General features: G+C 47.9%; 27 protein-coding genes and 1 tRNA gene. 15 read left to right on the top strand and 13 right to left on the bottom strand.

Annotated elements, in window-relative coordinates; genetic code table 11:
- Positions 1 to 76: 76 nt before the first annotated feature.
- Genes QU597_RS09950 through QU597_RS09965 form a run of 4 tightly spaced genes read right to left on the bottom strand, consistent with a single transcriptional unit; the run spans position 77 to position 3,899 of the window.
- Complete coding sequence (locus tag QU597_RS09950) at positions 77 to 1,081, bottom strand: ABC transporter ATP-binding protein (RefSeq protein WP_310832485.1); 1,005 nt, start codon at positions 1,079 to 1,081, stop codon at positions 77 to 79.
- Positions 1,078 to 1,860, bottom strand: coding sequence for an ABC transporter permease (locus QU597_RS09955; protein WP_310832486.1), 783 nt, complete (start codon positions 1,858 to 1,860; stop codon positions 1,078 to 1,080). Before QU597_RS09955 ends, QU597_RS09950 begins: the two co-directional genes overlap by 4 nt.
- A 27-nt stretch (positions 1,861 to 1,887) precedes the next feature.
- Positions 1,888 to 2,706, bottom strand: coding sequence for an ABC transporter permease (locus QU597_RS09960; RefSeq protein ID WP_310832487.1), 819 nt, complete (start codon positions 2,704 to 2,706; stop codon positions 1,888 to 1,890).
- Complete coding sequence (locus QU597_RS09965; protein ID WP_310832488.1) at positions 2,706 to 3,899, bottom strand: serine hydrolase domain-containing protein; 1,194 nt, start codon at positions 3,897 to 3,899, stop codon at positions 2,706 to 2,708. The genes QU597_RS09960 and QU597_RS09965 overlap by 1 nt, the downstream gene beginning before the upstream one ends.
- 225 nt (positions 3,900 to 4,124) lie before the next feature.
- Here QU597_RS09965 and QU597_RS09970 point away from each other — a divergent pair, with 225 nt between their 5' ends.
- A complete protein-coding gene (locus QU597_RS09970; protein ID WP_310832489.1) occupies positions 4,125 to 5,432 on the top strand; it encodes an APC family permease in 1,308 nt (435 codons plus the stop codon).
- Positions 5,433 to 5,497: 65 nt separating this feature from the next.
- Here QU597_RS09970 and QU597_RS09975 read toward each other — a convergent pair whose 3' ends face one another.
- The gene (locus tag QU597_RS09975; RefSeq protein ID WP_310832490.1) at positions 5,498 to 5,863 is read right to left on the bottom strand and encodes a VOC family protein; all 366 of its coding nucleotides are present in this window, start codon (positions 5,861 to 5,863) and stop codon (positions 5,498 to 5,500) included.
- A gap of 149 nt (positions 5,864 to 6,012) precedes the next feature.
- Between QU597_RS09975 and QU597_RS09980 the strand changes: the two genes are divergently transcribed.
- Positions 6,013 to 6,085: transfer RNA gene (locus QU597_RS09980), tRNA-Lys, on the top strand.
- 141 nt (positions 6,086 to 6,226) lie between these two features.
- Here QU597_RS09980 and QU597_RS09985 read toward each other — a convergent pair.
- Both QU597_RS09985 and QU597_RS09990 read right to left on the bottom strand, forming a co-directional pair.
- Complete coding sequence (locus tag QU597_RS09985) at positions 6,227 to 6,994, bottom strand: ABC transporter ATP-binding protein (protein ID WP_310832491.1); 768 nt, start codon at positions 6,992 to 6,994, stop codon at positions 6,227 to 6,229.
- Positions 6,994 to 8,100 (bottom strand): FecCD family ABC transporter permease, encoded by a 1,107-nt coding sequence (locus QU597_RS09990; protein WP_310832492.1) that lies wholly within the window; start codon positions 8,098 to 8,100, stop codon positions 6,994 to 6,996. The genes QU597_RS09985 and QU597_RS09990 overlap by 1 nt, the downstream gene beginning before the upstream one ends.
- 149 nt (positions 8,101 to 8,249) lie before the next feature.
- Between QU597_RS09990 and QU597_RS09995 the strand changes: the two genes are divergently transcribed.
- The 3 genes from QU597_RS09995 to QU597_RS10005 all read left to right on the top strand — a co-directional run bounded on the left by QU597_RS09995 (position 8,250) and on the right by QU597_RS10005 (position 11,607).
- On the top strand, positions 8,250 to 9,320 hold the full coding sequence (locus QU597_RS09995) for an ABC transporter substrate-binding protein (RefSeq protein ID WP_310832493.1): 1,071 nt from the start codon (positions 8,250 to 8,252) through the stop codon (positions 9,318 to 9,320).
- Between the two features lie 184 nt (positions 9,321 to 9,504).
- On the top strand, positions 9,505 to 10,557 hold the full coding sequence (locus QU597_RS10000; RefSeq protein ID WP_310832494.1) for an LLM class flavin-dependent oxidoreductase: 1,053 nt from the start codon (positions 9,505 to 9,507) through the stop codon (positions 10,555 to 10,557).
- Positions 10,558 to 10,641: 84 nt separating this feature from the next.
- Positions 10,642 to 11,607, top strand: a complete 966-nt coding sequence (locus QU597_RS10005; RefSeq protein WP_310832495.1) for a hypothetical protein — start codon at positions 10,642 to 10,644, stop codon at positions 11,605 to 11,607.
- 66 nt (positions 11,608 to 11,673) lie between these two features.
- On the opposite strand, the gene QU597_RS10010 is transcribed toward QU597_RS10005, so the two are convergent.
- Positions 11,674 to 12,561, bottom strand: a complete 888-nt coding sequence (locus QU597_RS10010) for a fructose bisphosphate aldolase (RefSeq protein WP_310832496.1) — start codon at positions 12,559 to 12,561, stop codon at positions 11,674 to 11,676.
- Between the two features lie 317 nt (positions 12,562 to 12,878).
- Between QU597_RS10010 and QU597_RS10015 the strand changes: the two genes are divergently transcribed.
- Positions 12,879 to 13,895 (top strand): GDP-mannose 4,6-dehydratase, encoded by a 1,017-nt coding sequence (locus tag QU597_RS10015; RefSeq protein WP_310832497.1) that lies wholly within the window; start codon positions 12,879 to 12,881, stop codon positions 13,893 to 13,895.
- Positions 13,896 to 13,975: 80 nt separating this feature from the next.
- Here QU597_RS10015 and QU597_RS10020 read toward each other — a convergent pair whose 3' ends face one another.
- From QU597_RS10020 to QU597_RS10030, 3 genes are read right to left on the bottom strand one after another with little or no spacing between them, the layout of a single operon-like run.
- The gene (locus QU597_RS10020) at positions 13,976 to 14,341 is read right to left on the bottom strand and encodes a GntR family transcriptional regulator (RefSeq protein ID WP_310832498.1); all 366 of its coding nucleotides are present in this window, start codon (positions 14,339 to 14,341) and stop codon (positions 13,976 to 13,978) included.
- Positions 14,338 to 14,994, bottom strand: coding sequence for an ABC-2 transporter permease (locus QU597_RS10025; RefSeq protein WP_310832499.1), 657 nt, complete (start codon positions 14,992 to 14,994; stop codon positions 14,338 to 14,340). Before QU597_RS10025 ends, QU597_RS10020 begins: the two co-directional genes overlap by 4 nt.
- Positions 14,987 to 15,844, bottom strand: coding sequence for an ABC transporter ATP-binding protein (locus tag QU597_RS10030; protein ID WP_310832500.1), 858 nt, complete (start codon positions 15,842 to 15,844; stop codon positions 14,987 to 14,989). Before QU597_RS10030 ends, QU597_RS10025 begins: the two co-directional genes overlap by 8 nt.
- Positions 15,845 to 16,037: 193 nt before the next feature.
- Between QU597_RS10030 and QU597_RS10035 the strand changes: the two genes are divergently transcribed.
- The gene (locus QU597_RS10035; RefSeq protein WP_310832501.1) at positions 16,038 to 16,589 is read left to right on the top strand and encodes a hypothetical protein; all 552 of its coding nucleotides are present in this window, start codon (positions 16,038 to 16,040) and stop codon (positions 16,587 to 16,589) included.
- A 279-nt stretch (positions 16,590 to 16,868) separates the two neighbouring features.
- Positions 16,869 to 17,492: a hypothetical protein gene (locus QU597_RS10040; protein ID WP_310832502.1), complete on the top strand. Its 624-nt coding sequence runs from the start codon at positions 16,869 to 16,871 to the stop codon at positions 17,490 to 17,492.
- Between the two features lie 129 nt (positions 17,493 to 17,621).
- Here the strand turns inward: QU597_RS10040 and QU597_RS10045 are convergent, their stop codons facing one another.
- Positions 17,622 to 19,313, bottom strand: coding sequence for a M3 family oligoendopeptidase (locus QU597_RS10045; RefSeq protein WP_310832503.1), 1,692 nt, complete (start codon positions 19,311 to 19,313; stop codon positions 17,622 to 17,624).
- Between the two features lie 84 nt (positions 19,314 to 19,397).
- Positions 19,398 to 20,291 (bottom strand): LysR family transcriptional regulator, encoded by an 894-nt coding sequence (locus QU597_RS10050; protein WP_310832504.1) that lies wholly within the window; start codon positions 20,289 to 20,291, stop codon positions 19,398 to 19,400.
- Positions 20,292 to 20,415: 124 nt separating this feature from the next.
- Here QU597_RS10050 and QU597_RS10055 point away from each other — a divergent pair, with 124 nt between their 5' ends.
- From QU597_RS10055 to QU597_RS10085, 7 genes are all read left to right on the top strand, one after another.
- Entirely contained in the window at positions 20,416 to 21,432 is a 1,017-nt protein-coding gene (locus QU597_RS10055; RefSeq protein ID WP_310832505.1) for a phosphotransferase family protein, read from the top strand.
- 30 nt (positions 21,433 to 21,462) lie between these two features.
- Positions 21,463 to 22,380: a helix-turn-helix transcriptional regulator gene (locus tag QU597_RS10060; protein WP_310832506.1), complete on the top strand. Its 918-nt coding sequence runs from the start codon at positions 21,463 to 21,465 to the stop codon at positions 22,378 to 22,380.
- A gap of 85 nt (positions 22,381 to 22,465) precedes the next feature.
- Positions 22,466 to 22,978 carry a DinB family protein gene (locus QU597_RS10065; protein WP_310832507.1) on the top strand — a complete coding sequence of 171 codons (513 nt, stop codon included), beginning with the start codon at positions 22,466 to 22,468 and terminating at the stop codon, positions 22,976 to 22,978.
- Positions 22,979 to 23,216: 238 nt separating this feature from the next.
- Entirely contained in the window at positions 23,217 to 23,786 is a 570-nt protein-coding gene (locus QU597_RS10070; protein WP_310832508.1) for a YdeI/OmpD-associated family protein, read from the top strand.
- 55 nt (positions 23,787 to 23,841) lie between these two features.
- Positions 23,842 to 24,309 (top strand): DUF1801 domain-containing protein, encoded by a 468-nt coding sequence (locus QU597_RS10075; RefSeq protein ID WP_310832509.1) that lies wholly within the window; start codon positions 23,842 to 23,844, stop codon positions 24,307 to 24,309.
- Positions 24,310 to 24,369: 60 nt separating this feature from the next.
- Positions 24,370 to 25,209, top strand: a complete 840-nt coding sequence (locus QU597_RS10080; RefSeq protein WP_310832510.1) for a metallophosphoesterase family protein — start codon at positions 24,370 to 24,372, stop codon at positions 25,207 to 25,209.
- Between the two features lie 73 nt (positions 25,210 to 25,282).
- Positions 25,283 to 25,663: an iron chaperone gene (locus QU597_RS10085; RefSeq protein WP_310832511.1), complete on the top strand. Its 381-nt coding sequence runs from the start codon at positions 25,283 to 25,285 to the stop codon at positions 25,661 to 25,663.
- Positions 25,664 to 25,746 lie beyond the last annotated feature (83 nt).

Here is a 25,746-nt window from a genome sequence, read left to right on the forward strand (position 1 = left end):
GGCCAAATAGTAATAAAAGATCCTTCCCGACTTCGGGAACGGATCTTTTATTTTTCTTAAGGCAACTAAGAATCGCCTATCCCGGCACACCCTCCGCATTTTCATAAATATTCATCACCACCTGCTGAATCGGCAGTTCTTTGACGGAAATGTCGGAGAAGCGGTGCTTTCGGGAGATGTCTTCCAGAAAATCACTAATGGAAATCTGGGCTGTGTCCACTTCAAGTGTAATTTGAAAATCCGACGGCCGATCAATTACCTTGGTGTAGGCATTATCGAAAACCGTTTTACCGGCAGAGTCCGCAAAAGTAAAGCTGACTCGCTTCTTCTCCCCGAGAAACAGCTTCAGCCGCTGCAGCGAATCATCAAAAACTTTTTCCCCATGGTTAATGACAATAACCCGGTGGGCAAGCTCTTCCACATCCTCAAGATCATGAGTAGTCAGAATACAGGTCATATTCCGCTTCTGATTCAGCTGCTGGATGAATTCGCGGATTTTGACCTTGGCGATCACATCAAGCCCGATAGTCGGCTCATCCAGGAACAAAATGTCCGGCTGATGCAGCATAGCCATAACGAATTCGCATTTCATGCGTTCACCCAGAGACAGCACTCTGGTTGGCTTTTCGATCACATGGGCAATATCCAGCAGCTCAGTCAGCTCTTCCAAACGGTGTTTGAAATCCTGATTGGTGATCCCATAGATTGCCTTGTTCATGTTGAAGCTGTCGATCGGCGGAATGTCCCAGATCAGCTGCGATTTCTGGCCGAAGACGGCTCCGATTTTGCCGACATAACGCTTCCGGTCCTTGGCAGGGGAGTAACCAAGCACTTGGATTTCTCCGCTTGTAGGATATAGCGCGCCGCAGAGCATTTTGATCGCGGTTGATTTTCCCGCCCCGTTAGGACCCAGAATACCGCAGATTTCCCCTTGGCTGATGGCAAAGCTGATATCGTTGACAGCATGGATTACCACTTCTTCGCGCTGGAAGAAGCTTCGGATCGTCTGCCCCGCGCCTGCCCCACGCTTATAGGTTGTATATGTTTTGGTCAAATGCTTCACATCAATCACCGGCATCATCCGCCTACCCCCTCGTACAATCTGATCATATGCCGGTACACCCATACCCCTGCCGCCAGGAATAACAAGCAGGGCAATACTGCAATGAAATCCCTGGCCTGCACCCGGCCAAGCAGCGCGGAAGCGGGGAGGAAGCCCACCATTCCCACAGGAATAATCATCGTAGCTACAGCCTGCACAGCCTTCGGAAAAACAGGCAATGGATACTTTCCGATATTCAGCACGCTGTCAGCAAGCTCTGATATTCTCGAATTGCCCACCCATTTGAAGGACATTGCGGCCATCATCAGCGATAATCCTGCGAGGACCGCCGTTCCGGCGATGAACAGCCCCATAAATTGAAGCCAGAAGAGCAGCGGAATGGCACCTGCCTGGATAACGGAGAAGATGAATAACGCAACACCACCCAGAAACAGGCCGATACTATCGGTAGAAAATGTAGTGGCGATAATGAAAAACAGCGGATTCAGCGGCTTTAGCAGAATTACTTCGAAGCTTCCCTCACGGATATGGGACATGGTGGTCCAGAGCACACCGCCAAAAATAAGGCTCGAGAGGCCGCTGGACATGGTGAATACAGACTGGATCAATAGTACCTCATATAAGCTCCAGCCGGGAAAGCTGGTGCCGGCCCGGTAAATAAGCAGAGTCACCAGAGGAAACAGAGTATTGCCGACCAGTGTGATCAGACTGCTGATGATGAAATTCATGCGATAAGCTGCAGCTGCTTGTATAGCAGAATACATGCACTGCTTATAAACCTCGAGATACCGTTTCATGTACAGAATTATCCTCTCATGGGGCAATCACGCGCCGACTGCGGTAAACTGCTTCATCGCCAGACGGCGGACCAGCTCGTTGATTCCGAAGGTAATGAACACAGCAACTGCCTGCACGCCCACAGCCTGCTGAATGGAAAGCTCAAGGCCTCCAAGCGAATAGTGTCCGGTGAATACCATTGCAGGCATGTAGGCGATGTATTGAAACGGCAGGAAGAACTGGGTTACCTGAAGCCAGTGCGGGAAAAAATCCAGGGGAATTAGCGCACCTGAAAAAATGCCCGACACCAGCATAAATGCACTGCGTATTCCATTGGATTGGACAAGCCAAAAGGAAGTCAGGCCAATCGTGTAGTTCACATAAAAATTCATCATAAAGGCAAGCAGCACACTTAGAATCGTCCAAGGAAAGCTCACCGGCCGCATATCGACACCGAAAATAAAAATAAAGATCAGCAGGCAGGGCAGAAATTCAAACAGGAAGCCCAGCGAGCGGTGTCCGATTTTTTGAAACAAGGCGAAAGAACGGTGATGAATCGGGCGCAAATGAAAGGTCAGAAACTTACCGGTGCGCACAAGCATGGATAAGTTCCAATCGGCAAAATCCATAATCAGGTAACCGATCAGCGCAGTAGCACCGAAATACCGGATCATCTGGGGAAGAGAGATACCGCCAAGCGAAGAATGGTCTCCATATACTGCCGTCCAGATAAAATATTGCACCATAAAGTATACAGGGCCGACGATGATGGACACCATGGAATGAGTGCGGTAGGCACTCCATTCTTTATAGGTTACGCCCGCCACCGTCCGGCAAATCTGCCAATTGTATTTTAAGCTGTTCATTAAGTGAGCCCTGACCAAATAATATTGGTTACATTATATAATCCCTCTGCGTACCAGTTATCACCGGTAAATGGCACAAACCATACAGCAGCGAGCTGCTCTGTGGGATCTATGACCATACAGCAGGCCCCTGCACCTTCATGAAAATAAGTGGTTTCTGAATAGAGGTAAGCGGGACCTCTCCGCATATCCAGTCCAATGCCATAGCTCCGGTCGCTTTCATTGGCTCCCCAGCAGTGATCAGGAATTCCGTACAAGGTGCGGGTCGTGATTTTTTCGACGGCTTTACGGCCGATAATACGGGTACCCTCAAGCGTTCCCAGCCCCAAAAGCATGTTGGCGAACCGGATGAGATCGGCTGGAGTTGAGATAAGACCACCTCCGGTTCTGGACACGGTATCCCACAGCTTTTCCGCCTGCGAGTATTCAGGCTGCTTACCGTCGACGATATCATTCAACCGCTTTTCGTGCCGCTCGTTTCTGATAATGGCCCGTCTGGCCAATTCAGGAGTCAGTTCCCAGGCCGTATCTTTCATACCCAGAGGCTTCAGAATTTGCTCTTCTATATATTGTTCAGCGGTTATACCCGTCACCTTTTTGATGATTTCTCCGAGCAGGCAAAAACCGAATGAGCAGTATTGCCATTCCTCACCCGGTTGTTTATTAAGACCGCAGCTTAGCGCAGCTTTGATCCAGTCCGGCTCACCGTCCTCAGGAGTGAATTTTTCGAAATACTCATCGATTACCTGCCAATAAGACTTATGATAGGGAACCAGGCTCTCCGCACAGTCGGGAAACATCCCCGAGGTGTGGGTCAGAAGGCTGTAGATATCGATTTTGTCAAAAGGCGCCACCTTAAAAGGTTCAAGTATATCACCAACTGGGGTGTTAAATCGGATCATTCCGTCCTCAACAAGTTTGGCGACTGCGACTGAGGTAACTGCCTTGGTGATCGATGCAATATTATGAACGGTTGTCGGCAGCAGCGGCTCCGGCCGGTCTTCACGGAATGACAGGGGGCCAATAGCTCCGTGCATAAATGTCTTTCCGTACCTTGAGGCACAATAGGATGCAGCCTGGAGTTTATTGTCCTCGATCAGCTTCTGAAAATGGGCGTTCAATACGCCGATTCTTGAAGCGTCATACCCCACCTCTGCCGGTGAACAGTCGGTAACGCCTGGAATTTGCAGCATAACTTATAAGCCTCCTTAAATGATTTACAGGTTAGAGTGTCACTCTATTAAAGCGCTCTCAACGATACGCTTCATTATATTTCCAAAGAATGGATGTTACAACGGTAAGTTTGTTTATAACCAAAGTTGCCCTGGAAATGAGTTAGTTCGCTTTCGAATCTGTCACTTCATGTTAATATGAGGTGAAAGAAGCAAATCGTGATAGGAAGGAATAAAAAAATTACTATGAATACTACTAAACCGCTGAAAAAAACTGTAACCTTCTTTGAAGCTTTAGCCATTGTTGTAGGAATGATTATCGGGTCAGGGATTTTCCTGAAGCCCGGTATTGTGCTGAATAATGCCGGTACACCATGGCTGAGTATCTTGGCCTGGGGGGTGGGGGGAATCATTACTCTGGCTTCTGCACTGAGCGTAGCGGAAATTGCAGCCGCTATTCCCAAATCCGGCGGTCTGTACACCTATTTGGGTGAACTTTATGGGGGCGTGTTCGGATACCTGCTGGGGTGGGTGCAGGCTGTCATCTCTTATCCTGCTTCAGTAGCAGCGCTTGCGATTGCATTTGCTACCTATTCTGGCTACTTTTTGCCGATGAATGACTGGCAGCAGAAGCTGCTGGCGGTTTCGATTCTGGCTTTTATCCTCGTCATGAACGTCATTGCCACCAAATTCGGAGGGATTATTCAGACTGTTGCGACTGTTGGCAAGCTGATTCCGGTGGCGGGTATCATCGGTGTCGGTCTCTTTTCAAATTTGGCTCCCGGTTTTGGGGGGATAGGGGCATCTGCAGCGGGTACGGGTTTTGGGGTGGCGGTTCTGGGTACTCTGTGGGCATATGACGGCTGGATCGGGGTGACCAATATGGCGGGAGAAATCAAAGATCCGGTTAAGACACTGCCAAAAGTCATTTCAATCGGGGTTATATTTGTTATTGCAGTATATGTCTTGTTCAATATTGCAATTTTCAAGGTGCTGCCCTACGATCAGATTGTTTCTTCCAAGACTCCGGGAGCTGACGCGGCAGAGGCGTTATTCGGAAGCGGCGGCGGGGCTTTTATTACGGCGGGAATTATTGTGTCGGTACTAGGTGCGCTGAACGGTTACTTAATGACCGCTGCGCGGGTGCCCCTGGTAATGGGGGAGCAGAATCAGATTCCTTTTTCCCGTGTACTCCGCAGCATCCATCCCAAGTTCCAGACTCCGGCCAATGCGCTTATTTTTCAGAGCGTGCTGGCGGTGATCTATATTTTCTCGGGAACCTTTGACACCCTGACGGACTTGCTGGTATTTGTATTATGGATTTTCTTTACCATGGGTGTGTTTGGTGTATTCATCTTGCGTAAAAAAATGCCGGCTGCGAAGGGACGTTACCGTGTGCCGCTCTACCCGGTTACTCCGATCATCGGAGTGGCAGGCGGGCTCTATATTCTGGGCAGCACGATTGTCAGTGATCCGCTGCGCTCTCTTATTGGAATAGGGATTACTCTGGCCGGACTTCCGGTCTATTATGTTCTGTCCCGCAAAAACCAGTAATAAACAAAGACCGCAGCTAGCAAAGGGCGGTCTTTGTCATTTATCCTTAACTTGAGAAGCCTGATCTAGCTATGCTCTGCGATCTGCACCTCGAAGCCGTCCGGGTCCAGCACATAAAAGAACCGCAGGCTGGGATTCGGCGAAACCGGCCCGCGCGCTACCGGGATGCCCTGGCCTTTCAACTCTTCGATTGCCCGGTCCAGAGACGCTACTTCGAACCCGACGGACACTCCGCATTCCGGCTTCAGAGCCTGTTCGGTTCCCTGAATCAGCTCGATCTTGGGCTGCCCCTCTGTCCCTAACATCACAATCTGTCTTCCTCTGCTCTCAAATCTGCGTTCAATGGGTAGTCCCAAGATCCGGTGATAAAAATCAAGTGAAGCCTCCAGATCGCGTACCCGAAGCGTAATCCAATTTAGTTTTATAATCATAAGGCCGTGTCCTCCGTTTCAGCGTGTGATTGTCCTGCTGTTTCCATTATACGTTATAATCTGCTTAAAAAAATATTGACAGACGGATCTCAGAGAGGTATGATATAAGAGTTCCCTTTGAGGTTATATTATTAAATCCAACATCATATGGACTCTTAGCTCAGTTGGTAGAGCAGTAGACTCTTAATCTATTTGTCCAGGGTTCGAGCCCCTGAGAGTCCATCACAGGAAGAACGGCAGCGATGCCGTTCTTTTGCTGTTCAGGCAGCAAACCCCCATTCCGGACAGTAAACCATAACAAAGAAGAGAGTCTCCTTACACCAGGAGACTCTCTTTTTCTTTTACATAGTAATCGTTCAGGTGTTATCTGGTCTCCAGATAGGCAATGCCAAGTCCGCCGGTTACGGGGTTGCGGTAAGTCTCACAGGACACATCGAATACCTGTCCGATCAGCTCCTTGGTTAGAATATCTTCAGGCTTGCCGCTGGCAGCAACTTGCCCGTCTTTCATGACATATAAATAATCACAATATTCCGCAGCGAGAGTAAGGTCATGGAGCGCAGCGAGAATACCGATATCCAGCTTTTTGACGATATTAAGAATCTGCAGCTGGAATTTGATATCCAAATGGTTGGTCGGTTCGTCTAGAATCATGAATTCCGGCTGCTGGGCAAGGACACGGGCCAGAATGACACGCTGCTTCTCTCCGCCGGATAATGAATTATAGCTGCGGTCTGCATGGCCATCCAGATTAACCCGGCGCAGCGCACCGGAGACGATGTTCTGATCTTCCTGATTGTCAGTCTCTAGCATCCCTTTATGCGGGGTTCTGCCCATGGCTACCATTTCCCGTACAGTGAAGTCGAAGCTCAGTTCGTTGAACTGGCCGACCACACCCAGCTTTTGCGCGACAACTTTGGGGCTTGATTTCATAACATCCAATTCAGAGAGGAAGACGTCGCCCTGCCGCGGTTTGATGACTTTATAAATGCTCTTCAGGAGCGTGGATTTGCCGCAGCCGTTGGGTCCGATCAGGCCGACAAACTGCTTATTGCGGACTTTGAGGGACACATCTTTAACAATATTTACAGTGGAGAAGGAGACCGATAAGTGATCAACGTTTAAGTTCATTAAGATTTACCTCCAAACGCGTAGCCTTTTCTGACCAGCATGTACATGAACATAGGTGCTCCAATCAAGGCGGTAATGATCCCGATCGGGAGCTCGACATTCGGAACGATGGTCCGGGCGATAACATCCGTCCAGATCAGGAAGATGGCCCCAAACAGAATGGATGCCGGCAGCAGTCTCCGGTGGTCAGAGCCAACCAGCCCTCTCACCAGATGGGGGATAATCAGACCTACGAATCCGATCATCCCGCAGCTGGCCACCATGATGCCGGTAATCAGCGCAGTAATGATCATATAGGTTTTGCGGTAGGCGCCGAGTGAAATCCCCAGTGTAACCGCAGCCTCATCGCCAAGCAGCATTGCGTTCAAGACGCGGAATTGCAGCAGGAAAAAGAAGACGGCAAGCACGATGGCTATCGCAATCAGCGGCAGCTTATCCCAGCTTGAAGCGGCCAGGCTGCCCATGGTCCAGAAGGTAACAGTCTTAATGCCCTCGGCGTTGTTGGCAAAATAAACAATGAAATTGGCGAAGGCGGTACATAATGCGTTAATGACCATCCCGGCAAGCACGAGCTTGACCGAGGTCATTTTGCCTCCGGCGTTTGCAAGCAGCAATACTAGCAGTGAAGCACCGACTGCACCGGCGAAGGCCCAGAAGGCTACACCCGTCTGGCCCAGCAGCCCCATGGAACCGAAGCCAATCAGGATGGCGAACGTTGCACCGAGCGAACCGCCGGAGGAAATACCTAGTATGTATGGATCGGCCAGCGGATTCTGTACAGCAGCCTGCATAATTGTTCCGCACAGGGTAAGGCCGGCACCGATGAACATTGCCATGAGTACCCGGGGAAATCGGATTTTCCAGATGATATCGACAAAGGAGCCGGAGGTCAGATCCTGAACATCTCCAATTTGGATGCCTGTGATGTGGTGGAGCAGAATCCGGTAGGATTGTGAGACGGGAATATCCACCTGTCCAAAGGATACAGCAGCGCCAGCCGACAGAATTGTGATTATGAATAGAGTAATAATAACTGTCATAAATCCGTAGCGGCTGTTAATAATGGATTGCTTTGGTTCTGATTGTGCAGCTATCTCAGTTTGCATCGCATTCATAAGACTCCTTCGTTGATTGTTTTAATTTAAAATATATCTCATAGTGAGAATGATTGTCAATGAGAATTATTATCATTGACATATGCGCCTGCTTTCTATATTCTACGAGTTACGTACATACAGAAAAGGGGACAAGGATAATGAGACATGTATTCAAAAGATACGCACCGCTGCTGGTAGTTTTGCTGATGGCGGTAATGATTGCCGCATGTTCGTCGACCACGAAGAATGAGAATGCGGCAGCGAGCACAGCTGCACCTGCTAATAGCAGTAACACCGCCGCTGAAGAGACTGCTGCTCCAAGCACGAAGACCGTATACCCGCTTACAATCGAGAACTTCACTAACAGTGGTGAAGGAACAGAATGGAAGGCTAAGTCCCAGACCTTTGACAAGACGCCTGAAAAGGTAGTGGCCAATACTCAGGGAGCTGCCGAGCTGCTAATCAAGCTGGGACTTACAGACAAAATGGTAGGCGTTGCCGCGCTTTACGGTGCGGGAGATCCGGCTGTCCAGGAAGAGTTCAAGAAGATTCCTGTCATCTCCAAAGAGTATGCCAGTAAGGAGCTCGTTGTCGGCGCAAGTCCTGATCTGGTTCTGGGACGCAGTGACCTGTACGCGGATGCGGATTGGGGCGTAGGGACCGTTGAGGGCTTAAACGAGCTGGGAATCAAGACGTTCGTGCAGAACACCAGCGTTAAGGGAGCTACGCTCGACAGCCTGTACAAAGATATCGAACAGCTAGGCCAAATCTTTGATGTCCAGGAGAACGCAGCCGCTTATATCGAGGAATTGAAACAGCGTGCCCAGACGCTAAAGGATAATACAGCAGCGAGCGGAGAGAAAACCTTTGCTTATGTTTCCGACGGCGGAAATGGAGCAATTGCGATCTATAGCGGGAATGTGGATACGTTTGCGGGCGATGTGCTGGGATTGCTTGGACTCAAAAACAGCTTTGGTACCGTTACGGGAGATATCAGCAAGGAACAGCTGATTGCTACCAACCCGGATGTTCTGCTGCTCTCGGTTTATACCGGAGGTGTTGATCCGGAAGAGACGCTGAAGGCTTTCTACGCTGACCCTTCACTGCAAAGTCTGAATGCCGTCAAGAACAAAGCGATTTATCCGATCGACTTCAACCAGTTCTGGGGGTACAGCTATTCCATATTTGACGGAGCCGAGAAGCTTGCTTCTGAACTGCTTGCTAAGTAATAAGACAAGCTGGTGAATAAGTTTACTATAAGCAGGTTGGGTTGTCACTTGAGTGACTGCCCGATCTGCTTTTTTATTTTCATCAATAGTTCGATTGAATTTAAATTTTGAATATTCAGCAATTTAAAGATAGAATAAAGTTATTAACGAATTAATAACGATAACAGCTTGGGGGAACGGAAAAGTGGAACTTGGAATAAGCACGTTTGTTGAAACAACACCGGATGTGAACACGGGTAAGACGATGAGTCACGCGGAACGGCTGCGTGAAGTAGTGGAGGAGATCGTTCTTGCAGATCAGGTAGGTCTGGATGTATACGGTGTCGGAGAGCATCACCGGCCGGATTTTGCCGCATCATCTCCTGCGGTTGTGATGGCTGCAGCGGCAGCCCTGACCAGCCGGATCCGTCTGACCAGTGCCGTAATGATTCTGTCATCCGCTGATCCGGTCCGTGTCTTTCAGGACTTTGCCACGCTGGACGGTCTGTCCAATGGACGGGCAGAGATCATGGTCGGCCGCGGTTCATTTACGGAGTCCTTTCCGTTATTCGGCTTCGATCTGAAAGACTATGAAACCTTATTCGAAGAGAAGCTGGAACTCTTGATGAAGCTCCAGGCATCGGAGAGCGTAACCTGGGAAGGCCAGCACAGACCGGCTATACATAATCTGGGGATTTATCCGCGTCCGGTACAGCAGCCTCTGCCGGTATGGATTGCCAGTGCAGGAAGTCCTGAGTCAGCGGTACGGGCAGGGGCGCTCGGATTGCCTTTCGCGCTGGCGATGATCGGACCTGTACGTCCCTTGCAATTTGCTTCGCAAGTACAGCTCTATAAAAAAGCAGCAGCTGAGGCGGGCTATGACAGCATGAAGCTGCCGGTTGCGGCGCATGCACATGGCTTTATCGCGGAGAGTACACCGAAGGCTATTGAACAGTTTTTCCCTTCGACGTATGCCAGAACCAATGTAAGAGCGGTAGAGAAGGGGCTCCCGCCTTATACACGTGCAGATTATGATGCGGCAGCCAGCTTTGAAGGAGCCTTATTTGTTGGCGACCCGGAGACTGTGGCGGACAAAATCATTCATTTGCGCAAGCATGTGGGGGTTACGAGATTTCTTCTGCATGTGCCGCATGGCACGATGGATCACGCTGATGTCATGGAGGCTATCCGGCTTCTCGGAACTGAAGTAGCTCCCCGGGTGCGGGAGGAGGTCACGCGCTGGGAGAAAAGCCGGTGAGCAGCGTCGGTTTTTTGCAATACAGTTGACAGGGTTTCCTGATACGATACGGATAGCACTTATCTACAGGGAGGTTGTTCGGTAATGAGTAAGCTGTCCATTGAAGATTTTCAGGAAATCAGAAGGTGGATGTACCGGAATGCGCGGCCGCTTGATCTGGCAAGATGGCAATATCATTTTGAGAATGGGAGTGCAGAACAAGTTCTTCAGGCTCTGGAGGCCTATCGTAACCGTGATAACGGATATGGTCATGCTTTAGATGCGGATAATTGGAACCCCAATTCTTCACCGTATACAACTGGAATTGCGGCTGCCATACTCTATGAAATCGGGATCGCTGATGCACAGCATCCTCAAATTACAGGGATTCTGGCTTACCTTGACCACTGTGAACCGTTTTCTGAGCAAGGCTGGCCGTTTACAATACCATCCAACAGTGATTTTCCCCATGCACCTTGGTATACCTATAGCGAACAAAATAACATCGACAATGGTTTCCACGCTACGGCAGGCTTAGCCGGTTTTATCTTAAAGTTTGCTGACCCTTCTTCCGGATTGTATAAGAAATCCCTGACCCTTGGTGATAAAATGATGGATAAGCTCAGTAAGTCCGGACAACTCGAAAGCCATGAGCTTGGCGGTTATGCTTCCTTTCTACGGGATGCAGAGTCGGCAGCGTTAAACGGCAGATACAATTGTGATGTACTTGCAGCAAGGCTGCAGGAGTTGGTAAATGATGCGATTGAAAGAGATCCCGCCAAGTGGCCGGTCTACTCGATGAGGCCTTCCATGTACATATCGTCTGCAGCAAGTATTTTTTACAAAGGGAACGAAGAGATTGTGGAAAAGGAGCTTGAATACATCCTTCATTCGAGAACTGGCGAGGGTGTATGGGATATTATGTGGCAGTGGGCGGATTACCCGAATACATTCGCGATAGCGGAAAACTGGTGGAAAGCAAATTGGGCTATTCACAACATGTTGCTGTTACGGGAGTTCGGGCGAATCGATGAATCGGCATTTTCGAGAAATGAACCGGTAACATTTTGAGGCACTAAGTCGAAAAAAACGCCCCCAGATACTAACGTCCGGGGGTGTTCGAATGTATAAACCGACTCAGGTAATTGAGGCTTCGTAGATCGCCTCTGTGGATTCTGCGAGCAATGCGTTGAATTCATCATCAGTCTGCTCGTCGCTGAGTCCCTGTGATAAGGCACGAGAGAAGCTGGCGATTAATCCGTGGTTACGCGCCAGCTTTTCATTAGCCTCCGCTTGGGTATAGCCGCCAGACAATGCCACGACCCGTACCACATGCGGTTCCTGGATCAGCTCACTGTAGAAATTGTCCTCCGCCGGTAAAGAAAGCTTCAGCATGACTTTTACGTCTTTGCCAAGAGTGGATAAGTGAGTTAAAAGCTCGTCCTTTAATATCTTTTCCGATTGTGCCTTATCTACACTGTGAATATCCACTTCCGGTTCGATTATCGGCACCAGACCATGTTCAGCAATTTGCTTGGCGAAGGCGAACTGCTGCTCGACGGCTTCATGAATGCCGGCAGGGTTAGCCTCTTTAATCAGTGAGCGCATTTTGGTTCCAAAAATATTTTTTTGGACCGCCCGCTTCAACAGCTCATCCAGCCAGGGGATGGGTTTCATGAGTTGAACCCCATTGTTAGACTCGGCCAGTCCCTGGTCGATTTTGAGAAAAGGAACAATGCCTTTCTGCTCCCAGAGGTAATCGGCGGTGAACTTGCCGTCAATGGTAAGATCCATCGTGTTTTCGAAAAGAATGGCACCTAGAATGTGCCTGGAATCAAACGCGGGACTTTTGATGATCCGTGTCCTCATCGCATGCACTAAGGTAAACATTTCCTGATCATTAGTGTAACGGTCTTCACGGATACCGTATTGCAGCAGCGCTTTTGGAGTGCTTCCTCCGCTTTGATCCAAGGCAGCAATAAAGCCGTTAGCATGTTGAATCCGCTCTAATTGTTTCGTATTCATGGATGTTTCTCCTCTCGTTTACATAGATTTGGAGATCAACTTGAACTTGTTTATTATATCATTCCTGCGTGTAGATATACATTTTTGGTGAATTAGACTGAAGCTCCCCTTAACTTACCACTGGGGAATTCCTGAGAATTAACTTTCTTATGAAGGCGTTTTCACTGATATCAAGCTAGGTACTGCACGAATCTAACATTGACTACCCGTTGTATCTTAAAAAGATATTGTAATTATTTATTAATAGGTATATCATCGTCAAAAATGGATAATCCAACCTTTGTCTCCGGCTTAACTAAAACACTTGGGAGGTATTGATGATGCAACGCTCTTTATCTGATTGCCGTGCTTTAGTAACAGGGGCTTCCGGATTTATAGGCGCCTGGCTAACTCGTCACCTCGTTGATCAAGGTGCTGAAGTAACCACTATCTTGAGCGAGTTCAACCCGCGAAGCCAGTTTGCAAAGCTGGGATTGGACAAGGAAATTCGATGCTATTATGGGTATATTACCGATTACAACCTGATTGAACGTGCAATTACAGACGGCAAAATAAACACTGTCTTTCACCTCGCTGCTGTTTCCCTTCAAGACTTGGCCTACCAAATCCCCTGGCAAACTTTTGAAACCAATGTAAAGGGTACCTATAATCTACTGGAGGCTTGCCGTGTTCACCAGGACCAGGTATCGAAAATAATAGTTGCGTCCAGTGACAAGGTATACGGTGACAGTCCTATTCTCCCCTATTATGAAGATATGCCTATTCAAGGCAGAAATCCCTACGATGTATCTAAGGCTTGTTCCGATCTTATCTCCCAAAGTTATAGACACAGTTTTAATTTGCCAATAGCCGTAGGCCGTTTCGGCAATATTTATGGTGGTGGCGACTTGAATTACCGCCGCTTAATTCCCGGCACCGTACAACGGCTGTACGCAAAACTGCCTCCAGTGATTAGAATTCCTTCAAACGGAATATACATGAGAGATTTTTTGTATATTCAAGATTTGGTTGCCGCATATATGGCTATGTACCATTTTGTAGATAAAGAAGGAAAGGGTGACGACTTTAATTTTGGGACAGGGAAGTTGTGGGACATAAAACAAGTTATTGAGATCATTCAGCGTGCCATGAATCTGGAACATATTGAACCACTGTACGAACATCAAAAAAACAGTGAAATCTTGCACCAGCACTTGTCACCAGAAAAAGCAAAATTTATGCTCAATTGGTCTGCAGAAACTTCTCTTGAAGAAGGAATCAGAAACACGGTGGAGTGGTATTGCAATTATTGGAATCCTGATGATTCCAATAATCCTGTGTTGGGAATTGTTTAACGCATCGGAATAATGTCAGCTGCGGAACCGGATGGAACGGCAAAAAGGCGTTCGACGAACGCCTTTAGATTAGAGAGGCATTAATAAATCTTGTTCAGCAACCCAATCACTTCATCAAGGGTGAGACCAAAGGACTTGTAGTAGGATGTATCGCTCTCCATTTGCTTCAGGATCATTTCGTTGCGTATCCGCAGCATATCGCCCCGTGAGAATTCGGCTACAAAACATCCTTTACCTGTTACCGTATTGATCAAACCGCTTCGTTCAAGTTCTTCCCAGGCTTTCTTAACGGTAATTACGCTAACATTAAGCTCCAGGGCTGCCTGACGAATGGGCGGTAGACAAAAGCCGCTTTCTAGCTCGCCTTTCAGAATTTGTGCGCTGATCTGTTCGTAAAGCTGCTGATAAATCGGTTTCTCGGAAGTATTCGAAATCGTTACATTCATAATATCTCCACTCTTTGGAATTTTTTTACCGCAATCCGATAGGCAATCAGGGTGAATGCGATGAAAATTACGAGGCCCACCATCAGAATGGATAGCTGCAGCGCTATATTATCCGTGCCGGAGCCATAGAAAATGTCGTTAACCCAAGGACTTTGGATTCCGGCCCATTGGGCAACTCCTGCAAAAAGTACAGCGGCCATAGTGGATGCGGTGGTTGCCGCGCCATACTTATACGCCGTCTTGTAATGCATGGATATAAATACGATGTTGAAGATCGCAAGCATAATAAAGCATAACCCCCAAAAGCCCAAATAAGGCGCATAGAAGAAATATGTCAGATGAGGATACAAACGAAACGTAAATATACTGAAGATCATCGCAATGAGAAGGTGCACTAGTTCAAGAATGACAATAACGGTTATCCTGGACTTCACGATGTCTTTTTTGGTCACAGGCATTATTGTACTAAACATTAAATCATTCTGACTTTTAAATCCGCCAAACATGTTCGGTACCGTTATGAAGCAGAAATAAAGCGGTACGAGAAAATAGATCCAGCCGGGAATAAGCATTAAGCCGCCCATAATTAAGGGTAATACGAAGAACCAGGGGTTTACTCCTAATTTCAAATCTTTCATCACCAAATTATACATAGTTATCCTCCTTTTTTTTCGCGAAGTAGATCATGATTTCATCGAGGCTCGGCGTGGCTGCCCTTAGGTTGGAGAGTGGATCCATGTCTTTGGTATGAATCAATCCGGTAAAGCCGAAGGAGTTGATTTTGTAGGAAATCAAATGTTCCTTCACTTCGCTCAATTGGGCTTCGCTGCCGCTGAGTAAACGGTAGGACTCCTTTAATTCGTTTTTCTCGGAGCTGGCAATGATTTGCCCGTGCTCAATGAAGGTTATATAGTCCGCACATCTTTCTAAGTCGGAGGTAATATGAGTAGAGAATAGAATGCTAATCTCGCCGCCCATGATGAGCTCCTGAAAGATATCGAGCAGATCGTCTCTTGAGACAGGATCGAGTCCGCTGGTCGGTTCATCCAGGATGAGCAGCTTTGCGCCATGCGATAAAGCAAGGGCCAAGCTGTACTTTACCTTCATTCCTCTGGATAGCTCCGCTATTTTTTTGTTCTCATCCAGCTTGAATCTCTTTAGATAATTGTAGTATGTTTCATCATTCCAATTCTTATAGAATTTCTTTGTAATATCGGTCAGCGTCTTGAGCTTGCTCCGTGTATAGAAGTCGATATCACCGAAGGCGCATCCGATTTCCTGCTTCAATTCAATTTCGTGATCAGCGATGTTCTTGCCAAGAATGTATATCTCGCCGCTATCGACTTGAACCATGTTCAAGATCGATTTTATCGTGGTTGTTTTTCCTGCGCCATTGGCTCCGATAAAACCCATGATGTAGCCCTTCTCCAATTGAAAAGATACATCTTTGATCTGAAAATGAGGATATCTTTTATTTAAATTTCTAATATCAAGTGCCAGCATACTATACCTCCTCAAAAATTGTGTATCCCGTGTATGCACAATGTATCACGAGTCTTTTACAATAGTCAATGGGTATTTCGTATGCAATTCCATACATTTACATTTTTCTAGTAACATTTGTAACTGTATTAAATGCTAGAATTTGATAAATATAGGATGTAAGCGTTTTAATACTATGACTGGGGGAATAGTTGTGAAAAAAGTAACAAAATTATTGTTGGTAGCCGGAATTTCTTTGGCGGTTGTTGGCGTTGGTAACAGCGGCGCTCTTAACAATGTATCTTCCGCAGCAAGCGCACCGCTCAAAGTGGGCCGGGTAGAGGCTGCAGCCCATGGCACTAAGTGCTTCACAGTAGCGGTTGCGGTTGTTCAGAACGGCGTAATCGTAGCTGCTTCGCTGGACGACTATCAATTCCTGAGCACGGATGTGGCAACGGGAGTACCTAACTCAGATAAGGATTTCGGACAGAATTATAAAGATCCTAACGTTGTTCTGGCTTCCAAAAAGGCTAATGCCGAATACTATAGCGAGCATATGAAAGAAGAGGCGAAATCCACAGTTAGTTACGACAAGAACATGGCCGCCATTGAGAAATTTGCTACAGGCAAAACTATCAAATCACTTGAACAAACCCTGACCTACAAAACGAAAGAGCAAGTGGTAGACGCTGTAAGCGGAGCAACGCTTGTTGATACCCAAGGCTACTTAAAAGCCATTCTTGCCGCAGCTAAAGCGGCTAAATAAATTATCGCGTCCTTCGAGCGGTGCAGACACCATCACAGCTTCAGCTGTGATGGTGTCTTTTTGTTTAGGCTAAACCATGAAACACCAGTGGCTTTCTTATAAAAATTTTACATGAAATAGTTTTCACTGTATTGTAAAATTACGACATGATAGGACGCCAAAGCCCGCCATTGTGCGGTTCTGTCTGTTTGGGCCGGGGAGCAGAGGACGATCCGGCCTATGATTATATTTTACCTGGAGCCGCTTGGTGGTATGATAGAAAGTGGGGTGAAATGAATAATGAATAATGAAACAGTCAATGAGGAAACAAGCAGCAACCCGACCGAGATGACCGAAGAGAAGTGGAATGAGCTTCTGAAGGCGGTTCACCATAATGGTATGGTGGCTTTGAAAATGTATTTTAAAGATGTGGATAGTCAAGTCTTGAACTTGCAAGCCTACGGGCCAGTGTTCCTGTATCATGTCAAGGATGAGTCCGGGGATGTCTATTCAACCGGTTTTTTCCTTCGTGAACTGGTGGGACGCTTCCAGTCGGATAAGAGTCCTGAGGTCTGGGTATCCTCCTTCTTCCATGAAATGATGAAGACCAAGGGAGGCCAGCCGCTGCCTAAACAGCCGGAGAGTGAAGACGAGGCTAAGGCGGTTATTGACAATCAGGTAATTCCGCTGTGCATTAAGACAGTAGAAGAAGAATTTGCACCGGAAAAAGTGCATGCAGGATTGGCATTTAACGAAACTCACGGTCCTGTTTTTGAAGCAGGCTTCCCGGAAATCACCGAAGGCAATAATGTCTGCGCGATTCCGCTTCAGCTGCTCTATACGCATTATCAGCTGAACCGCGACCCTTCCGAGCTGCTGCTTCAGGGGATGTACAATATCCGTAAAGAGCATGGATTGGAATAAAGCGGATTTGGACTGTTGAGCAGGACAAGCCCGGGCTTATAGCCTGATCCTATTCAACACAAAGAGACGGCAGGAGTCTGCCGTCTCTTTGTGCTATACAGGTATTAGAGAAGTGATTAAGCGTTACGCCTATAGAGCCTTGTCGTCGATAGAGTTCAACCAGCCCTCGATATCCCCGATAACAGAGCTGACACAGCCGTCTTGGAAAGGTGAAATGAGTCCGGCCAGCTCTACGAGTTCAACAAAGGACTTACTGCCTCCAGCCTTACAGAGCGTCAAGTAATCACTCCAGGCATGCGCGAAATCCTCACCTGAGCGTTTCCAGAACTGGAAGGCGCAGAGCTGGGCCAATGTATAATCAATATAGTAAAAAGGAGTGCGGAAAATGTGGGTCTGCTTCTGCCAGAATCCGCCGTGTTCTAAGTAGCTGTTACCGCCGTAGTCGCGGTGCGGCAAGTACCTTTGCTCAATATCCCTCCAGGCCTGTTTGCGCTCATCCGGCGTCGCTTCAGGGTGGCTGTATACATAATGCTGGAATTCATCAACGGCAACGCCGTAAGGAATAAATTCCAGGCTGCCCGCCAGATGGTTGAACCGGTACTTATCCGCATCTTCTTCAAAGAACAGGTTCATCCACGGCCAGGCAAAAAACTCCATGCTCATCGAGTGGATTTCAGCGGCTTCGTAGGTAGGAAAGGCGTACTCGGGCACAAGCAGGCTGCGGCTGGTATATACCTGGAAGGCGTGGCCTACTTCATGGGTCAATACATCGATATCTTCAGCGGTACCGTTAAAGTTAGAAAAAATGAACGGTGCCTGATACTTGTTGAGATAGGTGCAGTAGCCGCCGGATTGCTTGGCGCTTTTGCTTAACAGATCCATCAGCTCGTTGTTTTGCATAAATGTAAAGAATTCGTCCGTTTCGGGCGACATCTCTTTATACATTTTCGCACCATTAGCCAAGATCCACTCCGGGTCGCCCTTTGGCGTGGCATTGCCGCTATTAAAGGTAAGGCTCTCATCATAGAACTTCAGCGTTTCAAGACCCAGGCGCTCCGCCTGACGCTGCTTCAATTTCTGGGCTACCGGAACGATTTGCTCAAGCACCTGTTTGCGGAAGCCTGCAACCATGCCGGCATCATAATCCGTACGGTTCATCCGGTCATAGCCAAGCTCAACAAAGCTGGGATAGCCTAGCTTCCTTGCAATCCTCGTGCGTACATTAACCAGCTCGTCAAAAATGCGGTCAAATTCGCTTTCATGCTCGGCCATAAAGTCATATCTCGCAGTAAACGCGCGTTTACGCAGGTCGCGGTCCAGCGACATTTCGAATGGAACGAGCTGCGACAGGTTCCGTTCCTCACCCTCAAACATAATTTTGGCCGAGGCAATGAGCTGGGTGTATTCCGTAGACAGCCTGTTCTCCAGCTGCAGGTCCTCGATAATGTCAGGGCTGAACGTCCGCAGAGAGATCTCTGCAAGAGCGAATAGCTGCTTCCCCCACTCCTGCTCGAACTCAGCTCTATACTTGGAGTTAACGATACCCTTGTAGAAGTCCGTTATGTATTCCTGGAAGATAGGGACAATCTCATCAAAGAAATCCTGCTCAGCCTTGTAGAACGCATCCTCAGTATTGATGGAATGGCGGATATAAACAAGGTTTTGCAGAGTATCGAATTCGCTGCGCAGCTCATTGAGCGCGACGATGGAAGCCTTTTGTTCCTCTAAGGTGTCTGCTTCCAGGCCTTTCAGGAGTGAGGTGAATTCAAGCTTAAGCTTGTCGACATCGGGACGTTCGTAGGGATATTCAGTAAAGTTCATGTTATATTTCAGCATCCTTTCTCTACCAGATGAAGTATATTATACTATATGGAAGAAGAAACCAAAACTCGGAAAATGAGCTACTCACATGTTAAGCGTCTTCATCAGCGCGATAAATAATCCGATAAGCGGCGAATAGTGGCGGTCACGGTTATAGGAATAGTAGATATGCCGCTGAAAATGGTATTCTGGAATTGGACGCATCATTAACTTGCCTGTTGCAACTTCATCAGCTACCGCAAGCCGTGAAATGAAAGACACATGCCGGCCGCTCATTAGTGATTGCTTAATGGCCTCCAGAGAATCGAGCAGAATATGGACGCGGGGCTCAACCCCGCAGGCTTCAAACCATTTGTTGGTCATTTGCCGGGTACTGGATTGCATATCATGCAGAATGAAATCCGCCGATGAAATCAGGGATGGGGTTAATTCGGACCGGTCCGCAAATTCATGATTGGGGGCAAATACCAGCACCAGCTCATCTTCACATAAAGACTGGCTGTGCAGACTGGGCAGGTAAAAGGATTCCGTCGACAGGATCCCCAGATCGATCTCCTGATTTATCAGCATTTCTTTGATGTCGGGTGAAGATTTCACGGATAGCGATATCGTTGTTCCCGGATGCTGCTCCCCGAACAGGCTAAGGATTTTGGGCAGGATATAGGTGGCCGGGACGTAGCTTGCACCAATTTTTAGTATTCCGCGGCCTCCCTGACTGAACTCCTTAACGACCCGCTCCGCCTCGGCAGCCAGCGCATTGATTTTGACAGCATAATGAAGAAAAGCTCTTCCGCTTTCGGTCAGAATCATTTTATCCATTCTGGATTCAAACAGCTTCTCCCCAAGCTGCTGCTCCAGATTCTTCAGATGATAGGTTACGGTTGGCTGCTTCAGCCCGAGCTCATCGGCTACCGTAGTTATTTTCTTATGCTTATACAGCAGTTCCACAATTTGCAGTTTGATCAAATTCAGATTCATTCCGTACACTCCCCCTCTATTAGTTTAACGATAACATAGAAAAATTCTATGAATGTTAAAACTGATCAGCAAGAAAGTTAATATCCGTCTTACATTCCGCTAACTCCGAAGGGATAATAGAATAATGGAACCTGTAAATTACATATTGGATTTCCCGCAGCTGTGCATGAAATACGGTCTTGGACAGTTAACGGAAGCACCCGAACCGGTGTCCGGCGGATTCCTGCACAAGATGTACCGGATAGTGACCGGTCAAGCCGAATATGCCGTAAAAGCACTTAATCCGCAGATTATGCTGCGCCCTGCAGCGATGGGCAACATTATTTTTGCCGAAAAGGTGGCAAACCTGGCAAGATCTCAGGGCATAAACGCACTTCCGGCCATCCAGTCTCAAGGCAGCTGCATGCATGAGGTCCAAGGCCAGTATTATTTGCTGTTTCCGTGGATTGTGGGCAAAGCGTTACCTGCCGGAGCAGTGGATATGGACTGCTGTACACAGATAGGCCGGGTACTGGCGGATATTCATAACATTGATTTCTCTTCACTTCTTGCCGGTCAGCAGCAGGAAGAGTTTATTCCCTCGGCAGTGCCTTGGCGAGATTATTCGCACAGTGCGGAGCAGCAGCAGCTGTCACATTCGGACTTGCTGAACAATAGCTTGGCGAAGCTGCAAGTCTACGAGAAACTGGCCAATGGCGCAGCTGAGCTTTTACAGGACAACCGGGTAATCAGCCACAGGGATCTGGATCCCAAAAATGTATTATGGGACAGAAGCGGGATTCCGCTCATCATTGACTGGGAAGCCGCCGGGACGGTTCATCCGATGCAGGAGCTGCTCGAGGTGGCATTGTACTGGAGTGGTTTTGAAGCCGGAGAGGCAAGCGAGGAGGCTTTCCAGACCGTGATTCGTGCTTACACGAGTCAGGGAGGAAAGGTCACCGGGAACTGGACAGATGTGCTGAACCTCGGCTATCAGGGGAAGCTGGATTGGCTGGACTATAGCCTGAGGCGTTCTCTTGGTCTGGAAGTCACGGATGAGGCGGAGCGGCAGCTGGGGATAAGCGAGGTTATCCGTACGATCCGTGCCCTTGATGACTATGCTGACTTTATACCGCTTTGTCTCAAATGGCTGGAATACTAACTGAAATAGACTAACAGGCGGGGATCACACATGAAATTAGAGCGATTAATCTCTATCATCTACAAGTTGCTGAATCACGAAGTATTATCGGCTTCCAGGCTGGCAGAGGAGTACCAGGTTTCCCCGAGAACCATCTACCGGGATATCGATGTAATCTGTGCAGCGGGCTTCCCGGTCGTATCGTATCAGGGAATGAAGGGCGGATACGGTATGATGGACGGCTACAAAATGGATAAAAGCCTGCTGAGTGCGTACGATGTCAATTCCCTGATTACCGTGCTCAGCAGCCTATCGACCGTGTTTGATGACGAACGTGCCCAGGGGACCATCGAACGGCTGCAGACAATCGGGGAGGAGCATCAGACTGCGAGTCTGACCGTAGACTTTGATACCCGCCGGACGGAGCAGGACGCGCTCCGGTATTTACGCACGGCCATTACCGGGCGGAATATCGTCCGCTTTGATTATATCAATGCCCAGAATGAACGCTCGACCCGTGAAATGGAGCCGTTGCGGCTTCATTTCAAGTATCGCAACTGGTATATCTACGGGTACTGCCGGACCCGGCGGGATTACCGGGAGTTCCGGCTGTCACGGTTGCTGGATTTACAGCTGACCGGCGCAACCTTCGAGCCGCATACGGATCTTCCGGACGAATCTGAATCTGTAGACAGAGGCGGACAGGACCAATTGGAGGAGGTAGTGGTCCGGGTGGGGCCGGAGGCGATCGCGGAGGCGCTGGACCAGTTTCACCAGATGGATAGGCAGTTTCATCCCGATGGAAGCATGACGCTGCGGATTCCTGTCTGCCGGCCGCTGCAGGCACGATGGCTTTGGAGTATTCTGATGGGTTTTGGCAGCGGCGCCGAAGTGCTCGAACCGCCTGCACTGCGGGGGATCCTAAAAGAGCAGCTAATGAAAACACTCAAACATTATGAAGAAGTATGACACGCTGTTGTCAAACTTCTTTTTTTATTATGAAATCAGCAACAACAACTTCAAATCTACTGCCAATCCAAAGGAGACATTACGAATGAATTATCCGGAGCAAATGTTTGATTACCATACCTGGGCCAACCAGACGATCCTGGGTAGAATCAAGGAACTCCCGTCCGCTGTGCTGAGTCAAGAAGTAGGAAGTTCTTTTCCCTCTGTTGCCCATGCTCTGAGTCATATTTATGCGGTGGATAAAATGTGGTATCTGGTGCTGACCGGCACGGGTATGCCGGAGGCGCTGCAGGCAACTTTTGCGCTGAATGGGACTATCCTGAATTCTGTGGACGAATACGCCGATATTTTTGCCGAGTTAACAGAGCAGTACAGAGAGTGGTTCAGCAGGCACGCCGATTTGGAGCAGACCATCCAGCTAAATAATCCTTACATCGGCGCCCGTCAGACGAGCTTAGCGGAAATTGTGCTGCAGGTGGTCAATCACGGGACCTACCATAGGGGCAATATTACTACCATGCTGCGCCAGCTGGGCCATGCATCCACGATGAACGACCTTATCCTTTATCTGTATCAGGGGCCTGTGCAGGCAGTTTAAGTTGAATTTAATCAAGTAAGACGTAGGGGGCCGATATTTCTGTGCGCAGGAAGTCGGCTCTTTTTCTGTTTGTAGTTTTATTTTGCGGCAATTTCATTTGGGGAATGGGCTTGATTTGATATTATGGAAGTATGTATGTCGAGTCCAAAAAAGGTGCATCTTAGTCCGTTGCAAGCTAACGTTTAAACCCTATGAGAGAGGATAACACTCATCGGGTAGAAAGGAGTGAATGGCCTTCATGGAGTTGGAAAATCTAATTACTGTAACATCGAGAGCAGATCTAAGAAGCTGGCTGCAGGAAAATTGTAAGACAGAGAAATCCTGCTATGTAGCAGTCTGTATGACACCGGCCCTGGGTACGCTGCTGTATCTGGACGCGGTCGAAGAAGCTTTGTGCTTCGGCTGGATCGATGGTGTCAAAAAGAAAAGTTCAGAAACCGAGCTGGTGCAGAGATTGTCTCCCAGAAGCAAAAGAAGCTCTTGGACGGAATTAAACAAGGAACGTGTCCGTCGGCTCGAAAAGCTGGGCTTAATGACCGAGGAAGGAAGAAAGGTACTTCCTGCTATGGATCACGGGTCTTTCAAAATAGATTCTATCATCGAACAAAGGCTACAGGAGGACAGGCAGGTATATGAGAACTTTCTGGCGTTTCCTGATCTGTATTCAAGAATTCGGATCGACACCATACAGAGCTATAAACATCAGTCGGAGCTATTCAACAGCCGATTAGACAAATTCATTACTAACACTAAAGACAACAAAATGTATGGCCAATGGCATGACAACGGACGCCTGCTGAATTATTAAGCTGTGCTGGACCGTATTACATTACAAACCTTAACTTTACCGGGGAGGAACAAGCATGGAATACACCGCAAACAGTCCCGAGGATTATATCAGTCAGCTGCCGGAAGAACGTAAGGCTGCCATTGAGAAGCTTAGGCTAACGGTTAAGCAGAATCTGCCAAGCGGGTTTGAGGAGACGATGGCCTATGGAATGATCGCCTATGTTGTCCCGCATCATCTCTATCCGCCGGGTTATCATGTGAAGCCGGAAGAACCGCTGCCCTTCATAAGCATTGCTTCCCAGAAAAATTATATTGCGCTGTACCATATGGGCATTTATATGAATCCGGAGCTGCTGGCCTGGTTCCAGGAAGAGTATCCGAAGGCTGTTCCCACTAAGCTCGATATGGGCAAATCCTGTATCCGCTTCAAAAAGGTCAGCAACATCCCTTACGAGCTTATTGCCGAGTTAAGCGGTAAGGTCACAGTTGAGGAATATATCGGGCGCTATGAGCGGGAGATAGCTTTGATTAAGAAGAAGTAAGAGATCTAGTATATTCATTATTGCGCGCACTAGTACTTTCTCTCAAAGGAGCACGCCACCATGATTCATTTTGATCTTATCTCTGATATTCACCTGGATTTCTGGCTTAAGCGTAAGGGGCCGACACTAGAAGATAATTTGCGGGAAATTGATAGTTTTGTGGAGAGCCTGCTCCCTCAGGAAATGTCGCATGTCCTTGTAATTGCCGGGGATCTGGGACACTTTAACAAGCAAAATGATGAGATGCTGCGCTCACTCAAACGTTTCTACGCGCACATACTGGTCGTTGCAGGAAATCATGATTACTATCTGGTGAACAGCAAAGTTCGTTATAAGCTGCAGACTTCAATGAACCGCTGGTCAGAAATGAAGTCGTTAGCTTCCGGTATAGAGGGTGTTCATTACCTGGAAGGGGACATCTTTGAGTGGGATGGCGTTCGATATGGGGGAGTCGGAATGTGGTACGATTTCTCTTATGGAACGAATGTATTGGGGAGAAGCCTTAACTATATGCTGGATATTTGGGCGAATCAAATGAATGACCGCAATTATACGATTGGTTCGCCGCGGCGCCCGATAGAGTTTTTTTTGGAGCAGAAAGAGAAGCTGGACAGGATTATCCATGACAGTGACGTTATTATCACGCATGTGAGCCCGGATTGGTCGCAGATTTCGGCGGAGCATGCTGGTGATCCAATAAGCGGATGTTATTATTTTAACGGTTCCGGATATTTCAGCCAAATAGATGGCAAGGTATGGTGTTCCGGTCATGTCCACCTTAATCATTCGTATAAGAGCAACGGCTGTTGGTTCGTTAATAATGCCTTAGGGTACCCGAACGAGAATAACCGGCCAAAAGGCAGAATCATAAATGTTATTATAGACTCAAACCGCAAATAAGGATAACGGGCCATGATCCATGAGCGACGAGTGTATTGAAACTTTGATAAAAAGTGAGCAGGAGGATGACAGAATGGAAAACAAAATCACGTACGAATCCATTGACGATTATATTGCCAAAGCAGCACCTGAGGTACAAGACCTGCTTGAGAGGGTAAGACAAGTGATTCATGAGGCGGCGCCTGAAGCGAAAGAGAAGATCAGCTATCAGATGCCCACTTTTGAGCTGCATGGCAATCTGGTGCACTTTGCGGCATTTAAAAAGCACATCGGATTCTATCCGGCCCCGCAGGGGATTGAAGCTTTTCATGATGAGCTGTCCATATATAAAGGAGCGAAGGGCTCTGTCCAATTCCCCCTGGATCAGCCGCTGCCTTATGATTTGATCAGCCGGATCGTTAAATTCAGAGCTGCAGAAAATATTAAAAAAGCCGCCGACAAACGGAAGTCTTAATCCACTAAAAAAAGTCTTTTCCGCAAGTAAAATCAAGTAATGCGATTTCCATTTCTCTATACTGATTATAGGGCGGATGGAAC

Origin of the sequence: Paenibacillus pedocola, assembly GCF_031599675.1 — a bacterium.
In the GTDB taxonomy this organism is placed as follows: domain Bacteria; phylum Bacillota; class Bacilli; order Paenibacillales; family Paenibacillaceae; genus Paenibacillus_AQ; species Paenibacillus_AQ pedocola.

Coding starts and splice junctions, on each gene's coding strand:
- QU597_RS09950 (WP_310832485.1), bottom strand. CDS start 1,081: ATGATGCCGGTGATTGATGTGAAGCATTTGACCAAAACATATACAACC.
- QU597_RS09975 (WP_310832490.1), bottom strand. CDS start 5,863: ATGATTATAAAACTAAATTGGATTACGCTTCGGGTACGCGATCTGGAG.
- QU597_RS10085 (WP_310832511.1), top strand. CDS start 25,283: ATGGAAAACAAAATCACGTACGAATCCATTGACGATTATATTGCCAAA.
- QU597_RS10060 (WP_310832506.1), top strand. CDS start 21,463: ATGAAATTAGAGCGATTAATCTCTATCATCTACAAGTTGCTGAATCAC.
- QU597_RS09965 (WP_310832488.1), bottom strand. CDS start 3,899: ATGCTGCAAATTCCAGGCGTTACCGACTGTTCACCGGCAGAGGTGGGG.
- QU597_RS10025 (WP_310832499.1), bottom strand. CDS start 14,994: ATGTATAATTTGGTGATGAAAGATTTGAAATTAGGAGTAAACCCCTGG.
- QU597_RS09955 (WP_310832486.1), bottom strand. CDS start 1,860: ATGAAACGGTATCTCGAGGTTTATAAGCAGTGCATGTATTCTGCTATA.
- QU597_RS10080 (WP_310832510.1), top strand. CDS start 24,370: ATGATTCATTTTGATCTTATCTCTGATATTCACCTGGATTTCTGGCTT.
- QU597_RS10075 (WP_310832509.1), top strand. CDS start 23,842: ATGGAATACACCGCAAACAGTCCCGAGGATTATATCAGTCAGCTGCCG.
- QU597_RS10070 (WP_310832508.1), top strand. CDS start 23,217: ATGGAGTTGGAAAATCTAATTACTGTAACATCGAGAGCAGATCTAAGA.
- QU597_RS10010 (WP_310832496.1), bottom strand. CDS start 12,561: ATGAATACGAAACAATTAGAGCGGATTCAACATGCTAACGGCTTTATT.
- QU597_RS09960 (WP_310832487.1), bottom strand. CDS start 2,706: ATGAACAGCTTAAAATACAATTGGCAGATTTGCCGGACGGTGGCGGGC.
- QU597_RS10045 (WP_310832503.1), bottom strand. CDS start 19,313: ATGAACTTTACTGAATATCCCTACGAACGTCCCGATGTCGACAAGCTT.
- QU597_RS09990 (WP_310832492.1), bottom strand. CDS start 8,100: ATGCAAACTGAGATAGCTGCACAATCAGAACCAAAGCAATCCATTATT.
- QU597_RS10055 (WP_310832505.1), top strand. CDS start 20,416: ATGGAACCTGTAAATTACATATTGGATTTCCCGCAGCTGTGCATGAAA.
- QU597_RS10050 (WP_310832504.1), bottom strand. CDS start 20,291: ATGAATCTGAATTTGATCAAACTGCAAATTGTGGAACTGCTGTATAAG.
- QU597_RS09985 (WP_310832491.1), bottom strand. CDS start 6,994: ATGAACTTAAACGTTGATCACTTATCGGTCTCCTTCTCCACTGTAAAT.
- QU597_RS10015 (WP_310832497.1), top strand. CDS start 12,879: ATGATGCAACGCTCTTTATCTGATTGCCGTGCTTTAGTAACAGGGGCT.
- QU597_RS10005 (WP_310832495.1), top strand. CDS start 10,642: ATGAGTAAGCTGTCCATTGAAGATTTTCAGGAAATCAGAAGGTGGATG.
- QU597_RS10020 (WP_310832498.1), bottom strand. CDS start 14,341: ATGAATGTAACGATTTCGAATACTTCCGAGAAACCGATTTATCAGCAG.
- QU597_RS10065 (WP_310832507.1), top strand. CDS start 22,466: ATGAATTATCCGGAGCAAATGTTTGATTACCATACCTGGGCCAACCAG.
- QU597_RS10030 (WP_310832500.1), bottom strand. CDS start 15,844: ATGCTGGCACTTGATATTAGAAATTTAAATAAAAGATATCCTCATTTT.
- QU597_RS09995 (WP_310832493.1), top strand. CDS start 8,250: ATGAGACATGTATTCAAAAGATACGCACCGCTGCTGGTAGTTTTGCTG.
- QU597_RS10040 (WP_310832502.1), top strand. CDS start 16,869: ATGAATAATGAAACAGTCAATGAGGAAACAAGCAGCAACCCGACCGAG.
- QU597_RS09970 (WP_310832489.1), top strand. CDS start 4,125: ATGAATACTACTAAACCGCTGAAAAAAACTGTAACCTTCTTTGAAGCT.